The organism is Hymenobacter metallicola (assembly GCF_004745645.1).
Taxonomy (GTDB): Bacteria; Bacteroidota; Bacteroidia; order Cytophagales; family Hymenobacteraceae; genus Hymenobacter; species Hymenobacter metallicola.
The window spans coordinates 809045-828082 of the sequence record NZ_SRMB01000002.1; the positions used below are offsets into that span (position 1 = coordinate 809045).

The 19038-nt window shown below is 60.9% G+C and carries 22 protein-coding genes and 1 riboswitch; of the genes, 14 read left to right on the forward strand and 8 right to left on the reverse strand.

Annotated features, from left to right (window positions below; genetic code table 11):
* Window positions 1-67: 67 nt before the first annotated feature.
* Window positions 68-796 (forward strand): DUF3891 family protein, encoded by a 729-nt coding sequence (locus E5K02_RS14165; protein WP_135395566.1) that lies wholly within the window; start codon window positions 68-70, stop codon window positions 794-796.
* Here E5K02_RS14165 and E5K02_RS14170 read toward each other — a convergent pair whose 3' ends face one another.
* Window positions 797-1633, reverse strand: coding sequence for a hypothetical protein (locus E5K02_RS14170; RefSeq protein ID WP_135395568.1), 837 nt, complete (start codon window positions 1631-1633; stop codon window positions 797-799).
* 141 nt (window positions 1634-1774) lie between these two features.
* Here E5K02_RS14170 and E5K02_RS14175 point away from each other — a divergent pair, with 141 nt between their 5' ends.
* From E5K02_RS14175 to E5K02_RS14190, 4 genes are all read left to right on the forward strand, one after another.
* Window positions 1775-2743 carry a YihY/virulence factor BrkB family protein gene (locus E5K02_RS14175; protein ID WP_135395570.1) on the forward strand — a complete coding sequence of 323 codons (969 nt, stop codon included), beginning with the start codon at window positions 1775-1777 and terminating at the stop codon, window positions 2741-2743.
* A gap of 71 nt (window positions 2744-2814) precedes the next feature.
* Entirely contained in the window at window positions 2815-3996 is a 1182-nt protein-coding gene (locus E5K02_RS14180; protein ID WP_135395571.1) for a hypothetical protein, read from the forward strand.
* Window positions 3997-4053: 57 nt separating this feature from the next.
* Window positions 4054-4683, forward strand: a complete 630-nt coding sequence (locus tag E5K02_RS14185; RefSeq protein ID WP_167856404.1) for a spondin domain-containing protein — start codon at window positions 4054-4056, stop codon at window positions 4681-4683.
* Between the two features lie 60 nt (window positions 4684-4743).
* Entirely contained in the window at window positions 4744-5463 is a 720-nt protein-coding gene (locus E5K02_RS14190; RefSeq protein WP_135395575.1) for a hypothetical protein, read from the forward strand.
* Here E5K02_RS14190 and rlmN read toward each other — a convergent pair.
* Window positions 5460-6530, reverse strand: a complete 1071-nt coding sequence (rlmN, locus tag E5K02_RS14195) for a 23S rRNA (adenine(2503)-C(2))-methyltransferase RlmN (RefSeq protein ID WP_167856426.1) — start codon at window positions 6528-6530, stop codon at window positions 5460-5462. The two genes, E5K02_RS14190 and rlmN, sit on opposite strands and share 4 nt — an antisense overlap.
* 432 nt (window positions 6531-6962) lie before the next feature.
* Window positions 6963-7058: riboswitch (TPP riboswitch) on the forward strand.
* A gap of 82 nt (window positions 7059-7140) precedes the next feature.
* On the opposite strand from rlmN, the gene thiS reads away from it, so the two are divergent.
* The 6 genes from thiS (at window position 7141) to thiH (ending at window position 12754) form a co-directional block, all read left to right on the forward strand.
* Window positions 7141-7344 (forward strand): sulfur carrier protein ThiS, encoded by a 204-nt coding sequence (gene thiS, locus E5K02_RS14200; protein ID WP_135395579.1) that lies wholly within the window; start codon window positions 7141-7143, stop codon window positions 7342-7344.
* A 34-nt stretch (window positions 7345-7378) separates the two neighbouring features.
* Complete coding sequence (gene thiC, locus E5K02_RS14205; RefSeq protein WP_135395581.1) at window positions 7379-9256, forward strand: phosphomethylpyrimidine synthase ThiC; 1878 nt, start codon at window positions 7379-7381, stop codon at window positions 9254-9256.
* Between the two features lie 111 nt (window positions 9257-9367).
* The gene (locus E5K02_RS14210; protein ID WP_135395583.1) at window positions 9368-10117 is read left to right on the forward strand and encodes a hydroxymethylpyrimidine/phosphomethylpyrimidine kinase; all 750 of its coding nucleotides are present in this window, start codon (window positions 9368-9370) and stop codon (window positions 10115-10117) included.
* 8 nt (window positions 10118-10125) lie between these two features.
* Window positions 10126-10755 carry a thiamine phosphate synthase gene (locus E5K02_RS14215; RefSeq protein WP_135395585.1) on the forward strand — a complete coding sequence of 210 codons (630 nt, stop codon included), beginning with the start codon at window positions 10126-10128 and terminating at the stop codon, window positions 10753-10755.
* A 20-nt stretch (window positions 10756-10775) separates the two neighbouring features.
* Window positions 10776-11549: a thiazole synthase gene (locus E5K02_RS14220; protein WP_135395587.1), complete on the forward strand. Its 774-nt coding sequence runs from the start codon at window positions 10776-10778 to the stop codon at window positions 11547-11549.
* Between the two features lie 80 nt (window positions 11550-11629).
* Entirely contained in the window at window positions 11630-12754 is a 1125-nt protein-coding gene (gene thiH, locus E5K02_RS14225; RefSeq protein WP_135395589.1) for a 2-iminoacetate synthase ThiH, read from the forward strand.
* A 9-nt stretch (window positions 12755-12763) separates the two neighbouring features.
* Here thiH and E5K02_RS14230 read toward each other — a convergent pair whose 3' ends face one another.
* A complete protein-coding gene (locus E5K02_RS14230; RefSeq protein WP_135395591.1) occupies window positions 12764-13363 on the reverse strand; it encodes a thiamine phosphate synthase in 600 nt (199 codons plus the stop codon).
* A 2-nt stretch (window positions 13364-13365) separates the two neighbouring features.
* Window positions 13366-13800, reverse strand: a complete 435-nt coding sequence (locus E5K02_RS14235; protein ID WP_135395593.1) for a thioesterase family protein — start codon at window positions 13798-13800, stop codon at window positions 13366-13368.
* Window positions 13801-13826: 26 nt separating this feature from the next.
* Between E5K02_RS14235 and mnmD the strand changes: the two genes are divergently transcribed.
* From mnmD to E5K02_RS14250, 3 genes are read left to right on the forward strand one after another with little or no spacing between them, the layout of a single operon-like run.
* Entirely contained in the window at window positions 13827-14525 is a 699-nt protein-coding gene (gene mnmD / locus E5K02_RS14240) for a tRNA (5-methylaminomethyl-2-thiouridine)(34)-methyltransferase MnmD (protein WP_240737281.1), read from the forward strand.
* Between the two features lie 51 nt (window positions 14526-14576).
* Window positions 14577-15791, forward strand: a complete 1215-nt coding sequence (locus E5K02_RS14245) for a DUF2157 domain-containing protein (protein WP_135395595.1) — start codon at window positions 14577-14579, stop codon at window positions 15789-15791.
* A gap of 2 nt (window positions 15792-15793) precedes the next feature.
* Window positions 15794-16330 carry a GDYXXLXY domain-containing protein gene (locus E5K02_RS14250; RefSeq protein ID WP_135395596.1) on the forward strand — a complete coding sequence of 179 codons (537 nt, stop codon included), beginning with the start codon at window positions 15794-15796 and terminating at the stop codon, window positions 16328-16330.
* 14 nt (window positions 16331-16344) lie between these two features.
* Here E5K02_RS14250 and E5K02_RS14255 read toward each other — a convergent pair whose 3' ends face one another.
* The 4 genes from E5K02_RS14255 to E5K02_RS14270 form a co-directional block, all read right to left on the reverse strand.
* Window positions 16345-16863, reverse strand: a complete 519-nt coding sequence (locus E5K02_RS14255; RefSeq protein ID WP_135395598.1) for an ExbD/TolR family protein — start codon at window positions 16861-16863, stop codon at window positions 16345-16347.
* 22 nt (window positions 16864-16885) lie between these two features.
* Window positions 16886-17404 carry an ExbD/TolR family protein gene (locus E5K02_RS14260; protein ID WP_135395600.1) on the reverse strand — a complete coding sequence of 173 codons (519 nt, stop codon included), beginning with the start codon at window positions 17402-17404 and terminating at the stop codon, window positions 16886-16888.
* A gap of 76 nt (window positions 17405-17480) precedes the next feature.
* Entirely contained in the window at window positions 17481-18059 is a 579-nt protein-coding gene (locus E5K02_RS14265) for a 5-formyltetrahydrofolate cyclo-ligase (RefSeq protein ID WP_135395602.1), read from the reverse strand.
* A gap of 38 nt (window positions 18060-18097) precedes the next feature.
* On the reverse strand, window positions 18098-18925 hold the full coding sequence (locus E5K02_RS14270) for a carboxypeptidase-like regulatory domain-containing protein (protein ID WP_167856405.1): 828 nt from the start codon (window positions 18923-18925) through the stop codon (window positions 18098-18100).
* Window positions 18926-19038 lie beyond the last annotated feature (113 nt).

Below are 19038 nucleotides of genomic sequence, written 5' to 3' on the forward strand. Positions count from 1 at the left end.
CCTAGGCCGGGGCTAACCAAGTTCGGTCGGGCTCGTTTGGGAAGGTGAACCCGTCTTCTCTTCGTGTATGATTGTCAATTACGTTCCGGCCGGCTGGCAGATTATCTACCAACAAGCGCATGCGTTGCTGGCGGCCCAGCTGCTGCACCAGTGGCCCGCCTTCCTGCCCGCCGACCAGTGGGTAGGCCTGCTGGCGGCCACGGCCCAGCACGACGACCAGCAGCAGGACTGGAACGGGCACTACGGACTTACCCCAGTAGGAGCCCCGGCCAACTTCACCATGAAGGAGTTTTCGCTGGCCCAAGCTACCGGCGTGATGAAGGCGGCCCGGTTCCAGGGCCGCTGGCGCTGCCTGCTTACCAGCATGCACATGAGCTTTCTTTACGAAAGCCTGCGGGGCCAGAAACCGGAAATTGATGCCTTTCTGGACGAGCAGCACGCCGGGCAGCAGCGCTGGCGCAAAGAGCTGAAAGTCAGCAAAGCCAGTGCCCAGCAGGCCTACGACCTGATGCAGTGGTGCGACCGGCTCAGCCTGATTCTGTGCCGGGGGGAACTACCCGAAATGGGCCGCCACCTCGAAGTCAGCCAGGGGCCCGATGGGCGCCGCTACGAAGTGGCGCAGCCCACCGCCGACGGCCCGGTGAGCCTTAGGCCCTGGCCTTTCACGGCCAAGGCGTTCAGCGTGAGCGTGGAAGCCTGCCAGCTCAATCAGCTGCAGTTTCAACATGACGACGAGCTTAGTGAGGCACTCCGCACAGCCCCCATCCTGACGCTGCGCTGGGACTTTGCCCAATAACTACTCTAGGCGGGCAATGGGGGCCGGGTTTTGCAGCAGGCCCGCGGGCACCGTGGTGCTAGCCGTGATGTGCCCCAGGCGGCGGCCGTCTTTGCCATCGGTGCGGTCGGCGGCCAGCTTCAGGGGGCCGTATTGTTTATACTCGGTCCAGCGGCGGCGGAAGGCCGGCTGGGCATCCGTAGCTTTCGGAAAATACGCCCACTCTTCTACCAGCTTGGTTTTGGGGCTGATGTAGACCTCGTACTTGTTGTCGGGCGTGACGCCCACGTTTTTAAAGGTCATGTTCAGCACCTCAGCCGGTGTGCCGTCCATCAGCTGGCCCGGGCCCTTGTAGGTCAGCGTGACGCCCGAATCCTTGAGCTTGAAGGGCATCAGCAGCCACCAGGAATTGTTGACCCACACGGGGTACATCCGATTAAGCAGTTTTTGACCCTTTTCCGTGGTGGAAATATCCTGCCCCTTGCTGTAGGCCCGGCCCTGCTTGGTAGTGAGGTTGTACACGGCCACCAGCGTGTCCTTCTGCCAGCGGAAGTCCCCGGTCTGCTTGTCCCAGAGCTGGTAGGAGTTGTCCAGAAAGTCCCAGCCCAGCAGGCGGGTCTGCTGCCAGGCCGCGTAGCCCCCCATTTGCTGCATCACCGTGTCGGCCCAGGCCTGGGCGCGGGCATCGGAGCCGGCCTGGTCGAAGCCTTCGGCGGCCGGGTAGGCCACCACTTTTGCCGACCCGCCTCCGGTTCCGGAACCCAGCGGCTTGCTGGAGCTACAGCCACTGGGGGCACTCAGAACTAGGACTATAGCCACACTGGGCAGCAGGCTGGAGGCAAAGCGGAGAACAGGCATAAAGCGACGGTCAGGATGGAGGGGTTGGTAGGGCAACAAAGCTAGCAACAGTACGCAACCTGGTTGGTTTTGGCCAGCTCAACTAAACGCCGCTGCCGTTAGCCCGTACTACCCCGTACTATCCTTTCAGCTTTCCGCCCCATGGCCACACACTACCGCTTCTCTGATATCGTTGGCATCCTGAAAACCACGGCCAGCGAGTTTATGACCAATAACTCGTTTCGGCACGCCGCAGCCTTGTCATATTACACTATTTTCTCGCTGCCGCCCCTGCTGCTCATCGTCATTACGGTAGCCAGCTCCCTGTACGGGGCCGAAGCCGTGACGGGCCAGGTCTACGGGCAGATGCGGGGCTTCCTGGGCGCCGACTCGGCCAAGTTTCTGCAGGATTCCATTGCCGAGTTCACCAAGCAGCAGAAAAGCGGCCTGGCCTCCATCATTGGCATCGGGGCGCTGATCTTCGCCGCCACCACGTTTTTCGTCACCCTGCAGGAAAGCATCAACGACATCTGGAATCTGAAAGTAAAGCCCCGCAACGGCGTCTGGCAGTTTGTGCGCGACCGGCTCCTCTCCTTCGGCCTGATTCTGAGCGTGGCCCTGCTGCTGCTCATTTCCTTCGTGGTTAGCGCCGTACTCAGCGCCTTCACGGGCAAGCTCCAGCAGTGGTTTCCCGAAGTCGGGGTGGTGGTTATTCGGCTGGTCGACTTTATCCTGTCGCTCGGCGTTACGTCCCTGCTCTTCGCCCTGATCTACCGCTTCTTGCCCGACGCCATCATCCGCTGGCGCGACGTTGGCATTGGCGCCTTTATTACTGCTCTGCTCTTCGTGCTGGGCAAGTTCCTGATTGCCTTTTACATTGCCCAGGCCGATCCAGGCTCCGCCTTCGGGGCGGCCGGTTCGGCCATTGTGCTGCTGGTTTGGGTCAACTACTCGGCGCTCATCATTTTTTTCGGGGCCGAGTTTACCCAGGAGTTTGCCGATGCTTTCGGCCAGAAGGTGCAGCCCAAAGCCCACGCCGTGCGCATCGAAACCCGGGAAGTGCCCGAGGGCGAAACCAAGGAGGAAATCAGCACGGGCCGCCCCCGTTCCACGGGCCGCTTCAAGCAGTAAGCACCATCCCTCCGTTTTTTATTGTTGGGCCTTTGCGGATGCGGTTACCTTTAGGAGATTAACTCTCCTTTATGGTTCGGCTATTCCTTTCCCGCCTGCTGCTGCTTAGTGGGGCGTATGTAGTTTCTATTGCTTATTCCCAAGCCCAGCAAGCCACTTCCCGGGTGCTTATTGTGAGTCCGCTGGTGGGCGAAACCATCGACCAGCAGGAAAAGCGCTACTTCGGACTGTTTCCTTACTTTGCCACTAACGATTTCGCCGAAGGGCGCTTCACGCAAAGCCTCAGCTCCGACAGCACCATCACGCTGCACGCTACCTTCCTCAACGGCACCACCCGCTCCCGCCTTTTCACGGCGGCCCAGTTTGAGCAAGTGCGCCAAACGATTGAGCAGCGGCGGCAGGAGCTTACCGCGCCCCGCGTGGCCCTGCCCGGTCAGTACCAGATTGGGGCTACTTATGCCGTAGAGCTAAGCGACGGTACTTCCTTCGTGGGCGAGCTAACCGATCAGCGCCTTACAACGCTCGAGTTCACCGTCCAGATTGTGGGGCCGCGCACCGTGCAGCGGACAGACCTTAAACAGATGCAGCGACTTACCCCGCATCAGGTACGGCGGGGCTGGGACCCGGTTGGCAATGGCACCCGCCTGCTTCTGGCCCCTACGGCCCGCCCCCTGCGCCGCGGCGAAACCCTGGTGCAGGCCGTAGGCGTGCTGACGCTGGCCGCCAGTCACGGGCTTTCCGACAAGCTTTCCATCGGGGCCGAGTTTGACATTCCGGTAGGCAATAACTTTACCAGGGCTGGGCTCTTGTCACTGTCGGGCAAGTTTGCTGTGCCGGTGGGCGAAAAACTCCATATCGGCGCCCACGCCGGTGTGTTCCGGGCCTACGACCTGCTCTTCGGTGCCGTGTACGGCCTGGGTACCTACGGCACCGCCGACCACAACCTAACGGCCGGCCTGGGCTACGGCTATGCCTTCCGGCGGTTCAGCGACATCCCAACCTTAGTAATCGGGGGGGCTACCCGCGTTTTGCGGCGTCTGTCGTTGATAAATGAAACCTATATCGTTGGCAGCACCTTTTTGGGCCTGTTCGGGGCGCGCGTCGCCGCGCCGCGCCTCAGCGGCAGCCTGGGGCTGGTGTACACGAATGATAACTCCACAGTGGCCCCGGCCTTTCTGGAGGTAGCTTACCGATTTGGCCAGATAAAATCTACCCGCTCCATACCAATCCGCTCCGGCAGGTCGTTGCATTAGCCTATCGTTCTGCATTATACCCTTTTGCTCATGCCGCAGCGGTGTTTGCTTCTGATAATGACCTTGGTGCTGGCGGCCTGTGCCCCTACACCTGAGGCAAAGCCGGAGCCGGAACGCTCGGCCTTGTACCGGGTGTCTTTCGTGGCTACCTGGAGCGCCGCCACCCATCCGGGCAGCTACCCGGCCGGGGCACACTTCTCCCCGCTTATCGGAGCTTCCCACGAGGCCAGCGACGAAACCCGCCTATTCCGGGTGGGCACTCCGGCCAGCCCGGGCATTAAGAACATGGCTGAGCTGGGCAACAACACCGCTTTGCGCACGGAAATTAACGCGCTGCGGGGACAGCAAAAAGCCTTTCGCCTGCTCGATGGCCGCGTCGCCACGGCCTCGCCCGGCACCCTGACCGATACGCTGCGCGTAAGCCTTGCGCACCCGCTGGTATCCGTCGTGACGATGATAGCGCCCAGCCCCGACTGGTTTGTCGGCATTACCGGTGAAAGCCTGCTGAATGCCGACCAGACCTGGGCCGCTACCCGCACCATTCCGGCCGCGTCCTACGATGCCGGCACCGACAGTGGCCCCGACTACGCCTCCGCGGATCAGCCTACCACACCCGCCGAGCCCATCCGGGCTGTGCCCCACCCGGCCGGGCCGCTGGGCTACTTTCTGCTCGAGCGACTCAAATAAAAGTGCAAACTCGCTGGGCAACATGCGGCTAGCCAGCCAGCCGAGCAGTATCTTGCCGGGATGAAAAAAACGCTACTTACGCTCAGCATCCTCGTTGGACTTACTCATGCCGCTACTGCTACCGTATTGCAACCCGATACCCTGGCCGGTCAGGGCAAGCTAGTGCGCAACCTCTCGGCCACGCTATGTGCCCGGCTTGAAGAAGAAAACAAGAAAAAACCCCTGAATACGCTGACGCCGGAAGAAGGAAAGTCTCTGATAACCAGCAGCCTTTTTGCCAGCATGAGCCAGCACGCCGACCAGTTCACGGCTTTTCTGGAGCAGGCTACCAAGAATAATGGCGATTCGCAGGCTATTGGCCGCGCCGTTGGCACGGACGTAATCTTGCTGCTGGGCCGCGAATGCCAGATTGCCCAGGGCCTGATTATGCGCATGGGCATGAACGCCTACCAAGGCAAGCCTACGATAAGCGCTAAAGAGCAGCCCTTGCTGCAGAAAATGACTGTCTCCGTCTGCGAATACATGGACAAAGAGAATCAGAAGGCGCCTCTGGCCAGCCGCACGCCTCAGGAACGGACCGACATCATGACTCAGGCCATGCAGTCGACGTTTACCATCCACGAAAAAGCCGTCAAGACAATCTACGGCAATCAAGTGCTGGAAAAGCAAGCCGACCTCGAGCTTATTGGCCGCAAAATAGCCTTGCTCATGGCCGAGCAGTGCCCCGGCTACCTGATGCAGGTTAGCCTAGACGAAGTAGAGAAGAAAAAGCAGAATTAAGCAGAGGCCTCCGTCTTCTCTTTCACCGCCAGCTGCCCGCAGGCCGCGTCAATATCTTTGCCACGCGAGCGGCGGATGTTGGTTTGCACACCCCGGTCGGCCAGAAACTTATGGAAGGCCGTGATTTTGTCGGCTTCGGCGTTCTGGTAGCTGGCGTTTTCGATGGGGTTGTACTCAATCAAATTCACCTTGCAGGGCAGCCACTTCGAAATCTGGTACAACTCGGCGGCGTCCTCCAGCGTGTCGTTGAAGTTCTCGAATACAATGTATTCGTAAGTGACTTTGCGGCCGGTTTTCTGGTGGTAGTACTGCAAGGCGTCCTTCAGCGCGGCCAGGGAGTTGGCCTCGTTGATGGGCATGATTTCGTTGCGCTTGGTATCATTGGGCGCGTGCAGCGACAAAGCCAGGTTGGCTTTCACGTCGTCGTCGGCCAGCTTCTTGATCATCTTGGCGATGCCGGCGGTGCTGATAGTGATGCGGCGCGGAGCCATGTTCAGCCCGTCGGGGGCCGTGATGCGCTCCACGCTCTTCACCACGTTGGCGTAGTTGAGCAGGGGCTCACCCATGCCCATGTACACGATGTTGGTGAGGGGCGTGCCGTACTGGGCCTCGCACTGCTCGCGGATGCGCACCACCTGGTCGTAGATTTCGGCCGCGTCGAGGTTGCGCTTGCGCTCCATGTAGCCCGTGGCGCAAAACTTACACGTGAGCGAGCAGCCCACCTGCGAGCTGATGCAGGCCGTCATGCGCGTGTCGTGCGGGATGAGTACGCCCTCCACGATGTTGCCGTCGTGCAGGCGGAAGGCCGACTTGATGGTGCCGTCGTTGCTGAGTTGCTGATTCTGGACGGCCACGCCGTTGATGACGAAGTGCTTGGCCAGCAGCTCCCGGGTCGAGAGGGAAATGTTGTTCATTTCCTCGAATGAGCCGGCCGTATTCTTCCACAGCCACTCCAGCACCTGCTTGGCGCGGAAGGGTTTTTCGCCGTGCTCCACCATAAAGGCTTTGAGCTCGTCGGGCGTGAGTTTGCGAATATCGCGCTTGGAAACAACAGGCAGGTCAATCATCATAGCTGCAAAGATACGACAGGTGATTTAGTGAAATAGTGATTTAGTGAGTTTTAGGTTTACTCACCTCCCACTATGTCGCTGGCCTCCAACATATCCGCACCAGTAATAGTGCCTTTTTCTAATGTGCTAATGATTAATGTGCTGATGTGCTAAATGACGTGTCATTGCGAGCAGAGCGAAGCAATCCGTCCTCTGCGAAGGTAGATCCGCTCTTTACCCACAAAACCCTTTCTCGAGGGGAAAGGGCTTTTCACAAGAGAAGACTCAGCTCATTTCAGAGGACGGATTGCTTCGCTCTGCTCGCAATGACACATTATCCACATTAGCACCTGAGCACATTCCGCCCATTTTCCACATTCAATCCACATTCCCTACATTTTATACATTCTCCACATTAGCACATCAGCACATTACCGCTTACCTTGCCGGCATAAACTTTAGGGGTGTTCTGCCGCGCAGGACTGAGAAATACCCTTTGAACCTGATCCAGGTAATGCTGGCGAAGGGAAAAGTGACTGAAACGGGACCCTGTCTCTTCGGGCTCGTGGCGTGCGCCTCCTACTGTTTATTGTTCTGACTTCCATCAACCTGCTACTCTGCTTGTTGCATGACGCTATTTGTCAACGATAAACCCTGCGAGGCTCCGGCTTCCCCTACCCTAACGGCTACCCTGGACCAGCTGCAGCTCCTGCACCTGCGCGGTATTGCCGTGGCCGTGAATGACGTGGTGGTACCTCGCCCCGACTGGCCCGCCCACGAGCTGCGGGCCCACGACCGGATTACGATTATTCGCGCCACCCAAGGGGGCTAGGCCGCGCCACGTCCCGTTTCCACTGCCTTTTCCGATGAAGAAAAAAGACCAAGCCCCCCAGCAGACGCTGGTGGAGCGCCAGCCCCTGACCGGCTCGCGCAAGATCTACGTGCCCGGCCAGCTCTACCCCGACCTGCGGGTGGCCATGCGCGAAATCGTGCTCAGCGACACCCAGCGCAAGTTCGACTTTGTGAACCCCACGGAGCAGAACCTGCCCGTGACGGTGTACGACACCAGCGGCCCCTACACCGACCCGGATGTCAGCATCGACCTGAAAAAAGGCCTGCCCCGCCTGCGCGAGGACTGGGTTCTGAACCGCGGCGACGTGGAGCAGCTGCCTGGCACTTCGTCGGAATACGGGCAGATGCGGGCCGCCGATGCTTCGCTGGATGCCCTGCGCTTCGAGCACATCCGGCGGCCGTACCGGGCCAAAGCGGGCCGCAACGTGAGCCAGATGCACTACGCCAAGCAGGGCATTATCACGCCCGAAATGGAATACATTGCCATCCGGGAAAACCAGCGCATCGACCAGCTGGCCCAGGATGACCCGCTGCGGGTGCAGCACCGCGGGCACAGCTTCGGGGCCAACACGCCCCAGGGTTACATCACGCCCGAGTTTGTGCGCCAGGAAGTTGCCGCGGGTCGGGCCGTGATTCCCTCCAACATCAACCACCCCGAAGCCGAACCCATGATTATCGGGCGCAACTTCCTGGTGAAAATCAACACCAACATCGGCAACTCGGCCGTCACGTCGAGCATTGAGGAAGAGGTAGACAAGGCCGTGTGGAGCTGCCGCTGGGGCGGCGACACGCTCATGGATTTGAGCACGGGCAAGAATATTCACGAGACGCGGGAGTGGATTATCCGCAACTGCCCGGTGCCGGTGGGCACGGTGCCGATTTACCAGGCTTTGGAAAAAGTGAACGGCAAGGCCGAGGACCTGACCTGGGAGCTGTTCCGCGACACGCTCATCGAGCAGGCCGAGCAGGGCGTGGATTACTTCACCATCCACGCCGGGGTGCTCCTGCGCTACATCCCGCTGACGGCCAAGCGCGTGACCGGCATCGTGTCGCGCGGGGGCTCGATTATGGCCAAGTGGTGCCTGGCCCACCATAAGGAGAGCTTCCTCTACACCCACTTCGAGGAAATCTGCCAGATCATGAAGGCCTACGACGTGGCCTTTTCGCTCGGCGACGGGCTGCGGCCCGGCTCCATTGCCGACGCCAACGACGAGGCCCAGTTTGCCGAGCTCGAAACCCTGGGCGAGCTGACCAAGATTGCCTGGGCCCACGACGTGCAGGTAATGATTGAAGGCCCCGGCCACGTGCCCATGCACCTGATCAAGGAAAACATGGACAAGCAGCTCAAGGAGTGCCACGAGGCCCCGTTCTACACCCTCGGCCCGCTGACCACGGACATTGCCCCCGGCTACGACCATATTACCTCGGCCATCGGGGCGGCCATGATTGGCTGGTTTGGCACGGCCATGCTCTGCTACGTGACGCCCAAGGAGCACCTGGGCCTGCCCAACAAGCAGGACGTGAAAGACGGCGTCATTGCCTACAAGATAGCCGCCCACGCCGCCGACCTGGCCAAGGGCCACCCCGGTGCTCAGTACCGCGACAACGCCCTGAGCAAGGCCCGCTTCGAGTTCCGCTGGGAAGACCAGTTCAACCTCTCGCTGGACCCCGACACGGCCCGGGAGTACCACGACGAAACCCTGCCCGCCGAAGGCGCCAAGGTGGCCCACTTCTGCTCCATGTGCGGCCCCCACTTCTGCTCGATGAAAATCACCCAGGAAGTGCGCGACTACGCCGCCACCCAGGACCTGACCGCCGCCCAGGTGCTGGCCGCCGGCCTGGCCGAGAAGTCGCGGGAGTTCGTGGACAAAGGCAGTGAAATCTACCTGTAGTCTTTAATGGAGAACTCAGAACTGAGAGCTTAGAACTTAGAATCGTTCTTGCTCATTAAGAACAACTTCTAAACTCTACGTTCTCGGTTCTGAGTTCTAAGCTCTAGCTCAATGACTCGCCCTTACGCCCTGAGTATTGCCGGCTTCGACCCCAGTGCCGGGGCCGGCCTGCTAGCTGACTGCAAAACGCTGGAAGCCCACGGCGTGTACGGCCTGGGCGTGTGCACGGCCCTGACGGTGCAGAACGACGTGGCCTTTGAGCGGGTGAACTGGGTGCCGCTGGCCGACGTGCAGGACCAGATTCGGGTGCTGCTAAGCCGGTTTTCGGTAGACTTCGTTAAAATCGGCCTGTTCGAGAGCCTGCCCCAGCTACTGGCGCTGCTGCGGTGGCTGCGGCAGTACTACCCCGGCCAACGCATCGTCTGGGACCCGGTGCTGAAGGCCACGGCCGGTTACGAATTTCACCGGCAGCCCGATTGGAAGCTGGTCTTGGAGCTGCTGACCGAATGCAGCCTGATTACGCCCAACTTGCCGGAGATGCTTCGGCTGTGGCCCACGGCTTCGGCCGAGGCGGCAGCCACCGACGCCTCTACTTTTTGCCCGGTGTTGCTCAAAGGCGGCCACGCCAGCGGCAACGAGGCCACGGATGCGCTATTTCTGGACGGGGAGCAGTACCATTTCAGCCAGTGCCGCCTGCCCCAGGGCGAAAAGCACGGCAGCGGCTGCGTGCTGTCGGCCGCCATTCTGGCCCAGCTGGCCCTGGGCCAATCCTTGCCCGAGGCCTGCCGGCTGGGCAAGCAGTACACCACCGCTTTTCTGGCCAGCAACGACACGCTGCTGGGCTACCACTCTTTCCGCTAACTACTGCTATGCAGATCAGCAACCTTCATTTCATTACCGACCGGCCCGAGCACGCCGAGCAGGCCTGCCGCGGCGGGGTGCGCTGGGTCCAGCTCCGCGTGAAAAACGCCGCGCCGGACCAGTGGCGGCAATTGGCCCTCGACACCCAGGCCGTGTGCCAACGCTACGGGGCCACGCTCATCATCAACGACAACCCCGGGTTGGCCCTGGAAATCGGGGCCGAAGGGGTACACTTGGGCAAGCAGGACATGAGCCCCATCGAGGCCCGTGTGCTGCTCGGACCCAGTAAAATTATCGGGGGCACGGCCAACACCTTTGCTGACATTGAGCAGCTCGTGCAGGCCGGCGTGGATTATATCGGGCTCGGGCCGTTCCGCTTCACGACCACCAAGGAAAAGCTGAGTCCGATTCTGGGGCTGGAAGGGTACAGCAGCATTATGCAACAATGCCGGGAAGCAGGAATTCATGTCCCAGTTGTTGCCATTGGCGGCATACAAAATGATGATGTGGCTTTGGTACTGTCAACCCTTGTACACGGGCTGGCAGTATCGGGCGCCATCGGGGGCGCAACAGATCCTACCGCAGCCGCCAAGGAACTGGTGGAGCACGTGGATTTTTGGCGAGTTGACCACGAATAACCAGTACATCTACTTCCCCTATGACAACCCACCCCCTGGTTATTGCCGGCCGCACGTTTTCGTCCCGCTTGTTTACCGGCACCGGCAAGTTCAGTTCAGCCGCGTTGATGGAAGAAGCCCTGCTGGCTTCTGGCTCGGAGCTGGTGACGGTAGCCCTGAAGCGCGTGGATGTAACGTCGGCCGACGACGATTTGCTGCGTCACCTGGGCCACGAGCAGTTCAGCCTGCTGCCCAACACCTCCGGGGTACGCACGGCCAAGGAAGCCGTGTTTGCCGCCCAGCTGGCCCGCGAAGCCCTGGAAACCAACTGGCTTAAGCTCGAAATTCACCCCGACCCCAAGTACCTGCTGCCCGACCCGGTCGAAACCCTGAAGGCGGCCGAAGAGCTCGTCAAGCTCGGCTTCGTGGTGCTGCCCTACGTCCACGCCGACCCGGTGCTCTGCAAGCGCCTGGAAGAAGTGGGCGTGGCCGCCGTAATGCCTCTGGGCTCTCCCATCGGCTCCAACAAAGGCCTGCTGACCCGCGAGTTTCTGGAAATCATTATCGGCCAGAGCCGGGTGCCGGTGGTAGTCGATGCCGGTATCGGGGCCCCCTCGCACGCGGCGGCGGCCCTGGAAATGGGCGCCGACGCGGTGCTGGTCAACACGGCCATTGCCGTGGCCGGGCAGCCCGTGGCCATGGCTCAGGCTTTCCGCCTGGCCGTGGAAGCCGGCCGCCTGGCCTACGAAGCCAAGCTGGCTGCACCGGCTACTCATGCCGTAGCCAGCTCCCCGCTTACGGCTTTTCTGGACTAGCTGGAAGTCCAACCGCTCTATCAGACCGTCCTGCTTCGACAAGCTCAGCAGGACGGTCAATTATTTTCTTTCTTTCACTTATGTCCTTCCGCCCTATTTTCGAAGCCCACGCCTGGGACGATGTTAAAGCCGGTATCTACGCTAAGACGGCGGCCGATGTGGAGCGGGCTTTGGCCGCTTCGAAACGGACGCTGAATGATTTCCAGGCCCTGATTTCGCCGGCCGCGGCCCCGTATTTGGAACGTATGGCCCAGCTCAGTCAGCAGCTCACGCGCCAGCGGTTCGGCAACACGGTGCAGCTCTACGCGCCCCTGTACCTGAGCAACGAGTGCCAGAACATCTGCACCTACTGTGGCTTCAGCCTGGATAACAATATTCGGCGCCGCACCCTGAGCAGCGTGGAAATGCTGCAGGAGGCGGCCGTGCTCAAGGGCTGGGGCTACGACCACGTGCTGCTGGTCACCGGCGAGGCCAACCAGACCGTAGGCGTAGAGTACCTGGAAAAAGCGCTGCGCACGTTGCGGCCCCACTTCGCCCACCTTTCGATGGAAGTGCAGCCCCTCGACCAGCAGGACTACGAGCGGCTGATTCCGCAGGGGCTCAATACGGTGCTCGTTTACCAGGAAACCTACCACCAACAGGGCTACAAAAAGCACCACCCCAAGGGCAGGAAAAGCAACTTCCACTACCGCCTCGACACCCCCGACCGGCTGGGCCGGGCCGGCATTCACAAGATGGGGCTGGGTGTGCTCTTCGGCCTGGAAGACTGGCGCCCTGATGCCTTCTACACCGCTCTGCACCTCGACTACCTCGAAAAAACCTACTGGCAAACCAAGTACAGCCTCTCGTTTCCGCGCCTGCGTCCGGCGGAAGGCCTTTTGCAGCCCAAAGTTGAGATGAGTGACCGGGAGCTGGTGCAGCTGATTTGCGCCTACCGCCTGCTCAACGAGGAAGTGGAGCTATCCATTTCAACCCGGGAAAGCCCCACCTTCCGCGACAACATCATCCGCCTGGGCATTACCAGCATCAGCGCCGGCTCCAAAACCAACCCCGGCGGCTACGCCGTGGCTCCCGAATCGTTGGAGCAATTCGAGATTTCGGACGAGCGCAGCCCCCAGGAAATGGCCGCCATGCTCCGGCGCCAGGGCTACGAGCCGGTCTGGAAGGACTGGGACCCCACCCTAACGGCTATAGCACGACAGTAGCGCGAACCACTAAGCTCGCGCGGTGGCTACCCGCTGCAACTCCCGAAACGCGGCTACCGGGTTGGGCTGCTGCCAGACGGCGCCCAGCACGGCGGCCCCGGCAAAGCCCAGCTCCTGCGCAATAGGCAGCGTAGCCGCGTCCACGCCGCCGAGAGCCAGTACCAGCGGCTGAGCCGGCCCTTGCAAAGCGGCCCGCAGCTCCGCCAACTCGAAACCAGCCCTGTAGCCAGCCTTGCTGATGCTGTCGAAAATCGGGCTTAGAAACACGTAGTCGTAGCGCGGCGGCGCGGCGGCCAGCTCGGGCAGGCTATGCAATGAGGTGGACAGACGCTGACCCGGCCCAAGCTTCCCTTCCCAAACGGCCCGAGCCGCCGCGGGCAAATGCACCCCTCGCAACCCCAATTGCCCGGCCAGCGCGTGGTGCTGGTGCAGCATGATGCGGCTGTGAAATTCCCGGGGCACAGCCTGCAGGTAGGATTCCACCTCAGCTACGCTTGCGCCGGGTTTGCGGAGATGAAAGGTGGTAAGGCCAGCGTCAAACAGGGCCTTGAGCAACTGGTGTTCGTGCGGCACCGGCTCGGGCGGGGAAATAAGCAGCAGCTGAAACATGGCTACTCGGCTCCGCCGCCCAGTTGCTGGGTGAGCTCCGAGTTCATGCTCCGGAGCTTGCGGGTGTTGTAGTCAAAAAGCAGCATGCCGGTTTTGGCCCGGGCAATTTCGCGGCCCTCCTGGTTTTTAACCCAGTACACGACGTCGAAACCGTACTTGCTCAGGTCGGTGGCGGCGAGCTGAATGTGGAGCACGTCGCCGTAGAAGGCCTCGCCCTTGTACTCGATGGCTACATCGGCCATGATGGTACCCAGACGCGTCGCGTGGTCCAACTCAGTGAGGCCCACGTGCTGCAAGAACTGCACCCGGGCCTCGTGCAGCACGCTGAGCAGGGCATCATTACCCAGGTGTCCGCCGTAATTGAGGTCGGTGATGCGGACCGGAATCTGCACCGTCAGGGAATATGCGGCGGGTAACGCTACTTTTACACGGGCCATTTTGCAAGAACTGAGCGAAAGAAGATATGATGCACGAAACCGAAGGCGGCGTAAAAGTAGAGGTTCGAACCACAGCAGATGGTTCGAGCACGCTCTACGTGCCAGCCCTGGATGAGCATTACCATTCCACCCACGGCGCTTTGCAGGAAGCCCAGCACGTGTACCTCGGTGCCGGCCTGGAGCCCAAGCTCGACGCGGCTACCCCGGTGCGGGTACTGGAAATCGGCTTTGGCACCGGCCTGAATGCCCTGCTGACGCTGCAGCGCAGCCTGAGTGCCAGTCAGGTCATCGAATACGACACCCTGGAAAAGTATCCGCTGCCGCCGGCCGTTATTCAAAGCTTGGGCGTGGAGCGCTACGTCCTGAACCCCGAACTGCTGGCCTACCACGAGCAGCTGCACGCCGCGCCCTGGCAGCAAACCGCCGCCCTGACGCCCCGCTTCCGGCTGCGCAAGCTGCACTCGGCCCTACAGGAAACCAGCCTGCCGGCCCGGCACTACGACGTGGTGTACTTCGATGCCTTTGCTCCCGAAAAGCAGCCCGATATGTGGACGGAAGCCGTGTTTGAGCAGCTTCTCCGGGCAACGGCCCCCGATGGAATCCTGGTGAGTTATTGCGCCAAGGGCAGCTTCCGACGCAGCCTGAAAGCGGCCGGCTGGCTGGTAGAAAAGCTGCCTGGCCCACCCGGCAAGCGCGAAATGACCCGGGCCCGCAAGCCGCTTTAGCCCCTTCTGTCCCTATTCTCCCGTACTTGCTACCACCGCCTACCTTCACCGATGAGTCGAAACCTGCTTGAAACCGATGGCCCCGAGTGGGTGCGCAAAGGCATCATCACGCCCGAGCAGCACCAGCAGCTCCTGGCCCTCTACCCCAACGAGGGGAAAGTGGTGGGTTTGCTGCCCCTGCTGGGCAGCCTGCTGGTGGGCCTTAGCGCGCTGAGCGTGGTGGCGGCCAACTGGCAGGGCCTGCCCGAGTGGCTGCGGCTGCTCCTGCTGCTGGGTAGCATGGGCGGGGCCTACGCCGGGGGCGAATATTTCCTGGCCCGCCGCAACGAGTCGCTGGGCATGGGCCTGATTGGGCTGGGCCTGATTCTGTTCGGCTGCGGCATTATCCTGACCAGTCAGATGTACCAGCTCATTGGTTATGACGCTACCGGCCTGCTGGCCTGGGCTCTGGCCGGCACGGCCCTTACCTACCTCTACCACAGCCGCTTCCTGTTTATTCTGATGGCCTGCATCGGGGGCATCGTGCAGGGCTACAGCACCGGGCAGCTCGGGGGCTTCAGCTATTTCACCGCGGCCCTGACCGTGTTTGGGCTGGGCTACTACTGGTGGCGCCGTCCCGATGCGCTGCTGGGCACGGTGCTGGCCACCGGCTTGCTCTGGCAGGCCGGCCTGCTGATTGGGCACCTGCACGCCAAAATCACCTGGTTCTTTATTCCGGCCATGCTGATCTACGCCGTCGGCGACTGGCAGGCCGACCGATCAGCCGGCCGGGCGCTGCAGGCGCCGCCCATTGTCGCGGCTTTCCTGTTTACCCTGGGCTTGGCTCTGTATGGCGAGGCCGATACGTACGCGGGCATGCTGCGGCCCCCGTTTCTGGCTTACATCGGTGCTTTGCTGCTAGTCTTTGGGCTGTCGGTGGCGGGCAAGTACCAGCGGGGCCGGGTAAGCAGCGCCACCGACTGGCTGCTGCTGCTGCCGGGCTTTTACCTGCACGGGGGCCTGGCCCTGGCTATTGCGACGCTGGTGGTACTGTATGCCTACTCGGGCACGGTGCTCTGGCGGGCCCACCAGGAAAACAACGCCGACCGAGTCACGCTGGGCACGGTGCTCTTTATTGTGACGACGATGGTGGCTTATTTCAAGCTAACCTGGGCCTTTATGGACAAGTCGCTGTTCTTCCTGCTCGGCGGGGCCCTGCTGCTGAGCCTGAGCTGGTATTTGCGCCGGAAAAACGCGCAGTCGTTGTCGTCTAAGCAGCCCGAATAGCTATGTCACCTACCGGCACCTTTTTTACGCACCGCCGCCTCATTGGCCTGGCCGTAGGGGCACAAATGCTCTTTCTGCTGGCCGTAGCCGCCGCCGGCTACGCCACCACCGCGCTGGGGCGTACCATCACGCTGCGCACCACGCCCGTCGACCCGCGCGACCTGCTCTACGGCGACTACGTGCGGCTCAACTACACAATCAGCCAGGTGAAGCCCACGCTCTGGCACGGCCCCGAGGCTCCCAAAAAACACCAGCCGGTGTACGTAGTGCTCCACGCCCAGAATGGCGTGTATGAAGCCGCCGGCGTGTATGCCACCGAACCCGCCGTGGCCCCGGAACAAGCTATTCTGCGCGGCTGGGTCATGGACAGCTGGCGTCATGGTCTGCGCCTGCGCTATAACCTGGAGCGGTACTACGTACCCGAAAACTCCGGCCAGACGCTGGAAAAAGCCGGTGCCCGCCGCCCCTTGCTCGTGCGCGTCAGCGTAGCGCCCTGGGGGCAGGCCCGCATTACCAAGGTTGAGGAGCTGCCGAAGTAGCTCGGTGACTGGCGCTATAAGCCGTGCTGCCGAAGCAAGTCGTAGTCCCCTTGCGCCATGTCTACCAGCGCGTAACGGTACATATCAGTGATGTTCATCTCATCCAACACATCGACCATATTGCGGTATTTGGCTTTATCCGAGGACTTGATTAAGACGATAAATTTGCCGCTTTCTGCTTTTTCCTGCAGCAATACTTGCCGCAGGCCCGTAGCTGTCAAGCTGGTTGTGTGCATTTCAGGTTTAACATCTACTGACAGTAGGCCGTAGTAGTAATGCACCTTGTTGTTCTCCCCTAGGATTAGCGTCATTGCCCCAACACACGGTCCTAGTGTTGACTGTTCATGATCCATCTTCGGCTTCACCGGCATCGACAACGGCAGTACGGTCGTTTTAGTGAAGTCCGCGGCCAATAGGAAAAAAGTCACCAGCAGAAAGCCCAACCCGACCATTGGCGTCATGTCCGGGTGCAGAATCCGGCGGAAGCTCCGGCGGGCGGAGCGCTGGTAAGCGAACTGCCGAAAATTAGCCATTGAGGGATAGTGAAGGCAAAAGCTAGAGGTTGTACCGCTTCAGCAGGGCATAATCGAGTTTATACAAGTCCATTACCGCGTACTTTTTCTGGTCGGTAATATTCATCTCATCTAGCACGTCCACTAAGTCACGATACTTAGCATCGGCGGTAGGCTTAATCAGAATGACTACGCTAGGGTTTGAGGCCCTTTCTTCGAGTATAAACCGGCGCAGCCCACTAGAACCACCATAAATAGTATGCAGCTTCGGCATCTCCTCGAAGTACATTCCTTTGTAATAATGCACTTGTCCGCCTTTACCAAGTAATAATGTTAGAGCACCGGCACTTCTACATCCACAACACGTTCCTTCCTCACGACTGGAAACCGGCATCGTTAGCTGCATTACCGTTGGCTTTTTAAAGTCCGCGGCCAATAGGAAGAAGGTCACCAGCAGAAAGCCCAACCCGACCATTGGGGTCATGTCCGGGTGCAGAATGCGGCGGAAGCTCCGGCGGGCGGAGCGCAGACTGGTATTAGGAGCGGGTTGGGAGTTGGCCATAGCGAGTAAGATATAGAAACCTGACGTTCAGGCAACGGCTCACTGTGGCGCTTTGTTGTACGAGGCTCTAAAGCCGCTACTGCTCGAAGCGCCACACGCGCGTGGGAGTCACGCAGGCATGCAGACGCACGTCGCCCGCCCAGGCATCGGTAATGCGCAGCACGGGGTCTTCTAGGGCGAGGCCGATGCGCCGCACGTCGGGGCGGCACTGCTGCAGAAACCGGTCGTAGAAGCCTTTGCCGTAGCCCACGCGGTGGCCGGCCTCGTCGAAGGCCAGCAGCGGAATCAGCACCGCGTCCAGCTCTTGGGGGGACACTTCTTCGGCATTCAGGGGCTCGGGCACGTCCCAGGCATTTTCAACCAGCTCGGTTTCGGGCGTGAGCAGGTAGTGACGCAGGGAAAGCCCGTCTTCCTGCATCACGGGCACTGCCACGCGCACCCGCGGGTACTCGCGCCAGAAGCGGCGAATAATGCCCCAGGTATCCAGTTCGCGCTGCCGCTGAATGGGCAAAAACACGTGCACGGTCTGCAGGCGGGTGAGGTCGGTTTCCTGGAATAGCCGCGCGGCCACCTGCTGGCTGCGGGTCGCCAGCTCCAGGTCCGACAGGGCCCGGCGCCAGGACAGCATCTGCCGGCGCAGTTCACTTTTCACCATATAGCAACGAAGCCCTCAGAGGTAGTTGTTGGAGTTAATTAGTCCTGCACCGTTACGTAAAAGCTGATTTTGGGCTGCATGCCCGCCAGTACCGCCCCTACCGAGGCCCGCTCCCAGCTCGCCTGACTGGTTTGGCGCAGGTAAAAATCGTTGTTGGCGTAGCCCAGCCCCGCTACAAAGGCCAGCTGCGACTTCACCTTGGCATTTTCGGGGCCGCCAATCCACTCCAGGGTCAGCATAAAGTCCTCGTCGAGAATCAGCTGGTCGGGCGTGAGGTCCACGCTGATGGGGCCTTTCTCCACGCTGGTCTTCACGATGACGTCGCGGCGCAGCAGCTTTTCCTCCGAGGGCTTGCCGTTGGGCAGCAGGCGGTAGATGTTGACCCGGAAAGTCAGCGGGCCGCTCTGGTTGTAGGCCACGTTGAAGTTAGCATTCAGCAGGCGGGTTGGCTTGTTTTTCAGGTTGATAACCGAGCCGATTTCCGTGCCCAGGTCGTTCGACGACATCGACAGGGTGCCGCTGGCATCGGGTTTGTTGAAGCCCAGTACCCGGGTCCGCTTGTACAGGCCTTTGGCTTTCACTTTCACCTCGCGCAGCACCACGGCCTCGGGGCTCAGCTCCACCGCCGGCCGCTGCTGCAGCTCCTGCACCCGCAGCAGGCGCGGCCGGTACCCCAGGCTCGACACCCGTACCGTGTCGGTGGCCTGAGCCGTTTCGAGGCGCAGCTGGTAGGCCCCCAGCTCGTTAGCCACCGTGCCCACGCCTTTGCGCAGCACCCCGATATTGACATAGGGCAGCGGCTCGTGGGTCTTGGCATCGAGCACCGTGCCCGTAATGGTTTGGGCTTGCGCTAGAGCAGCAACCAAGAGCAAGGCCGGTAAGAGCAGGGCTGGACGTAGAGAGGATATTGGCACGACGAGGATTAGCAGGGATACCCAGATAAAATGCAGAGCAATATAAAGCACGCTAGGCGCACCCG

What these genes read in the sequence shown, in the direction of transcription:
- E5K02_RS14230 (WP_135395591.1), bottom strand. Translation starts at nt 13,363, where the DNA reads ATGTTTCAGCTGCTGCTTATTTCCCCGCCCGAGCCGGTGCCGCACGAA.
- mnmD (WP_240737281.1), top strand. Translation starts at nt 13,827, where the DNA reads ATGATGCACGAAACCGAAGGCGGCGTAAAAGTAGAGGTTCGAACCACA.
- E5K02_RS14170 (WP_135395568.1), bottom strand. Translation starts at nt 1,633, where the DNA reads ATGCCTGTTCTCCGCTTTGCCTCCAGCCTGCTGCCCAGTGTGGCTATA.
- E5K02_RS14255 (WP_135395598.1), bottom strand. Translation starts at nt 16,863, where the DNA reads ATGGCTAATTTTCGGCAGTTCGCTTACCAGCGCTCCGCCCGCCGGAGC.
- E5K02_RS14175 (WP_135395570.1), top strand. Translation starts at nt 1,775, where the DNA reads ATGGCCACACACTACCGCTTCTCTGATATCGTTGGCATCCTGAAAACC.
- E5K02_RS14265 (WP_135395602.1), bottom strand. Translation starts at nt 18,059, where the DNA reads ATGGTGAAAAGTGAACTGCGCCGGCAGATGCTGTCCTGGCGCCGGGCC.
- E5K02_RS14185 (WP_167856404.1), top strand. Translation starts at nt 4,054, where the DNA reads ATGACCTTGGTGCTGGCGGCCTGTGCCCCTACACCTGAGGCAAAGCCG.
- E5K02_RS14165 (WP_135395566.1), top strand. Translation starts at nt 68, where the DNA reads ATGATTGTCAATTACGTTCCGGCCGGCTGGCAGATTATCTACCAACAA.
- E5K02_RS14190 (WP_135395575.1), top strand. Translation starts at nt 4,744, where the DNA reads ATGAAAAAAACGCTACTTACGCTCAGCATCCTCGTTGGACTTACTCAT.
- thiS (WP_135395579.1), top strand. Translation starts at nt 7,141, where the DNA reads ATGACGCTATTTGTCAACGATAAACCCTGCGAGGCTCCGGCTTCCCCT.
- E5K02_RS14250 (WP_135395596.1), top strand. Translation starts at nt 15,794, where the DNA reads ATGTCACCTACCGGCACCTTTTTTACGCACCGCCGCCTCATTGGCCTG.
- E5K02_RS14215 (WP_135395585.1), top strand. Translation starts at nt 10,126, where the DNA reads ATGCAGATCAGCAACCTTCATTTCATTACCGACCGGCCCGAGCACGCC.
- thiC (WP_135395581.1), top strand. Translation starts at nt 7,379, where the DNA reads ATGAAGAAAAAAGACCAAGCCCCCCAGCAGACGCTGGTGGAGCGCCAG.
- E5K02_RS14220 (WP_135395587.1), top strand. Translation starts at nt 10,776, where the DNA reads ATGACAACCCACCCCCTGGTTATTGCCGGCCGCACGTTTTCGTCCCGC.
- E5K02_RS14210 (WP_135395583.1), top strand. Translation starts at nt 9,368, where the DNA reads ATGACTCGCCCTTACGCCCTGAGTATTGCCGGCTTCGACCCCAGTGCC.
- E5K02_RS14235 (WP_135395593.1), bottom strand. Translation starts at nt 13,800, where the DNA reads ATGGCCCGTGTAAAAGTAGCGTTACCCGCCGCATATTCCCTGACGGTG.
- E5K02_RS14180 (WP_135395571.1), top strand. Translation starts at nt 2,815, where the DNA reads ATGGTTCGGCTATTCCTTTCCCGCCTGCTGCTGCTTAGTGGGGCGTAT.
- thiH (WP_135395589.1), top strand. Translation starts at nt 11,630, where the DNA reads ATGTCCTTCCGCCCTATTTTCGAAGCCCACGCCTGGGACGATGTTAAA.
- E5K02_RS14245 (WP_135395595.1), top strand. Translation starts at nt 14,577, where the DNA reads ATGAGTCGAAACCTGCTTGAAACCGATGGCCCCGAGTGGGTGCGCAAA.
- rlmN (WP_167856426.1), bottom strand. Translation starts at nt 6,530, where the DNA reads ATGATTGACCTGCCTGTTGTTTCCAAGCGCGATATTCGCAAACTCACG.
- E5K02_RS14260 (WP_135395600.1), bottom strand. Translation starts at nt 17,404, where the DNA reads ATGGCCAACTCCCAACCCGCTCCTAATACCAGTCTGCGCTCCGCCCGC.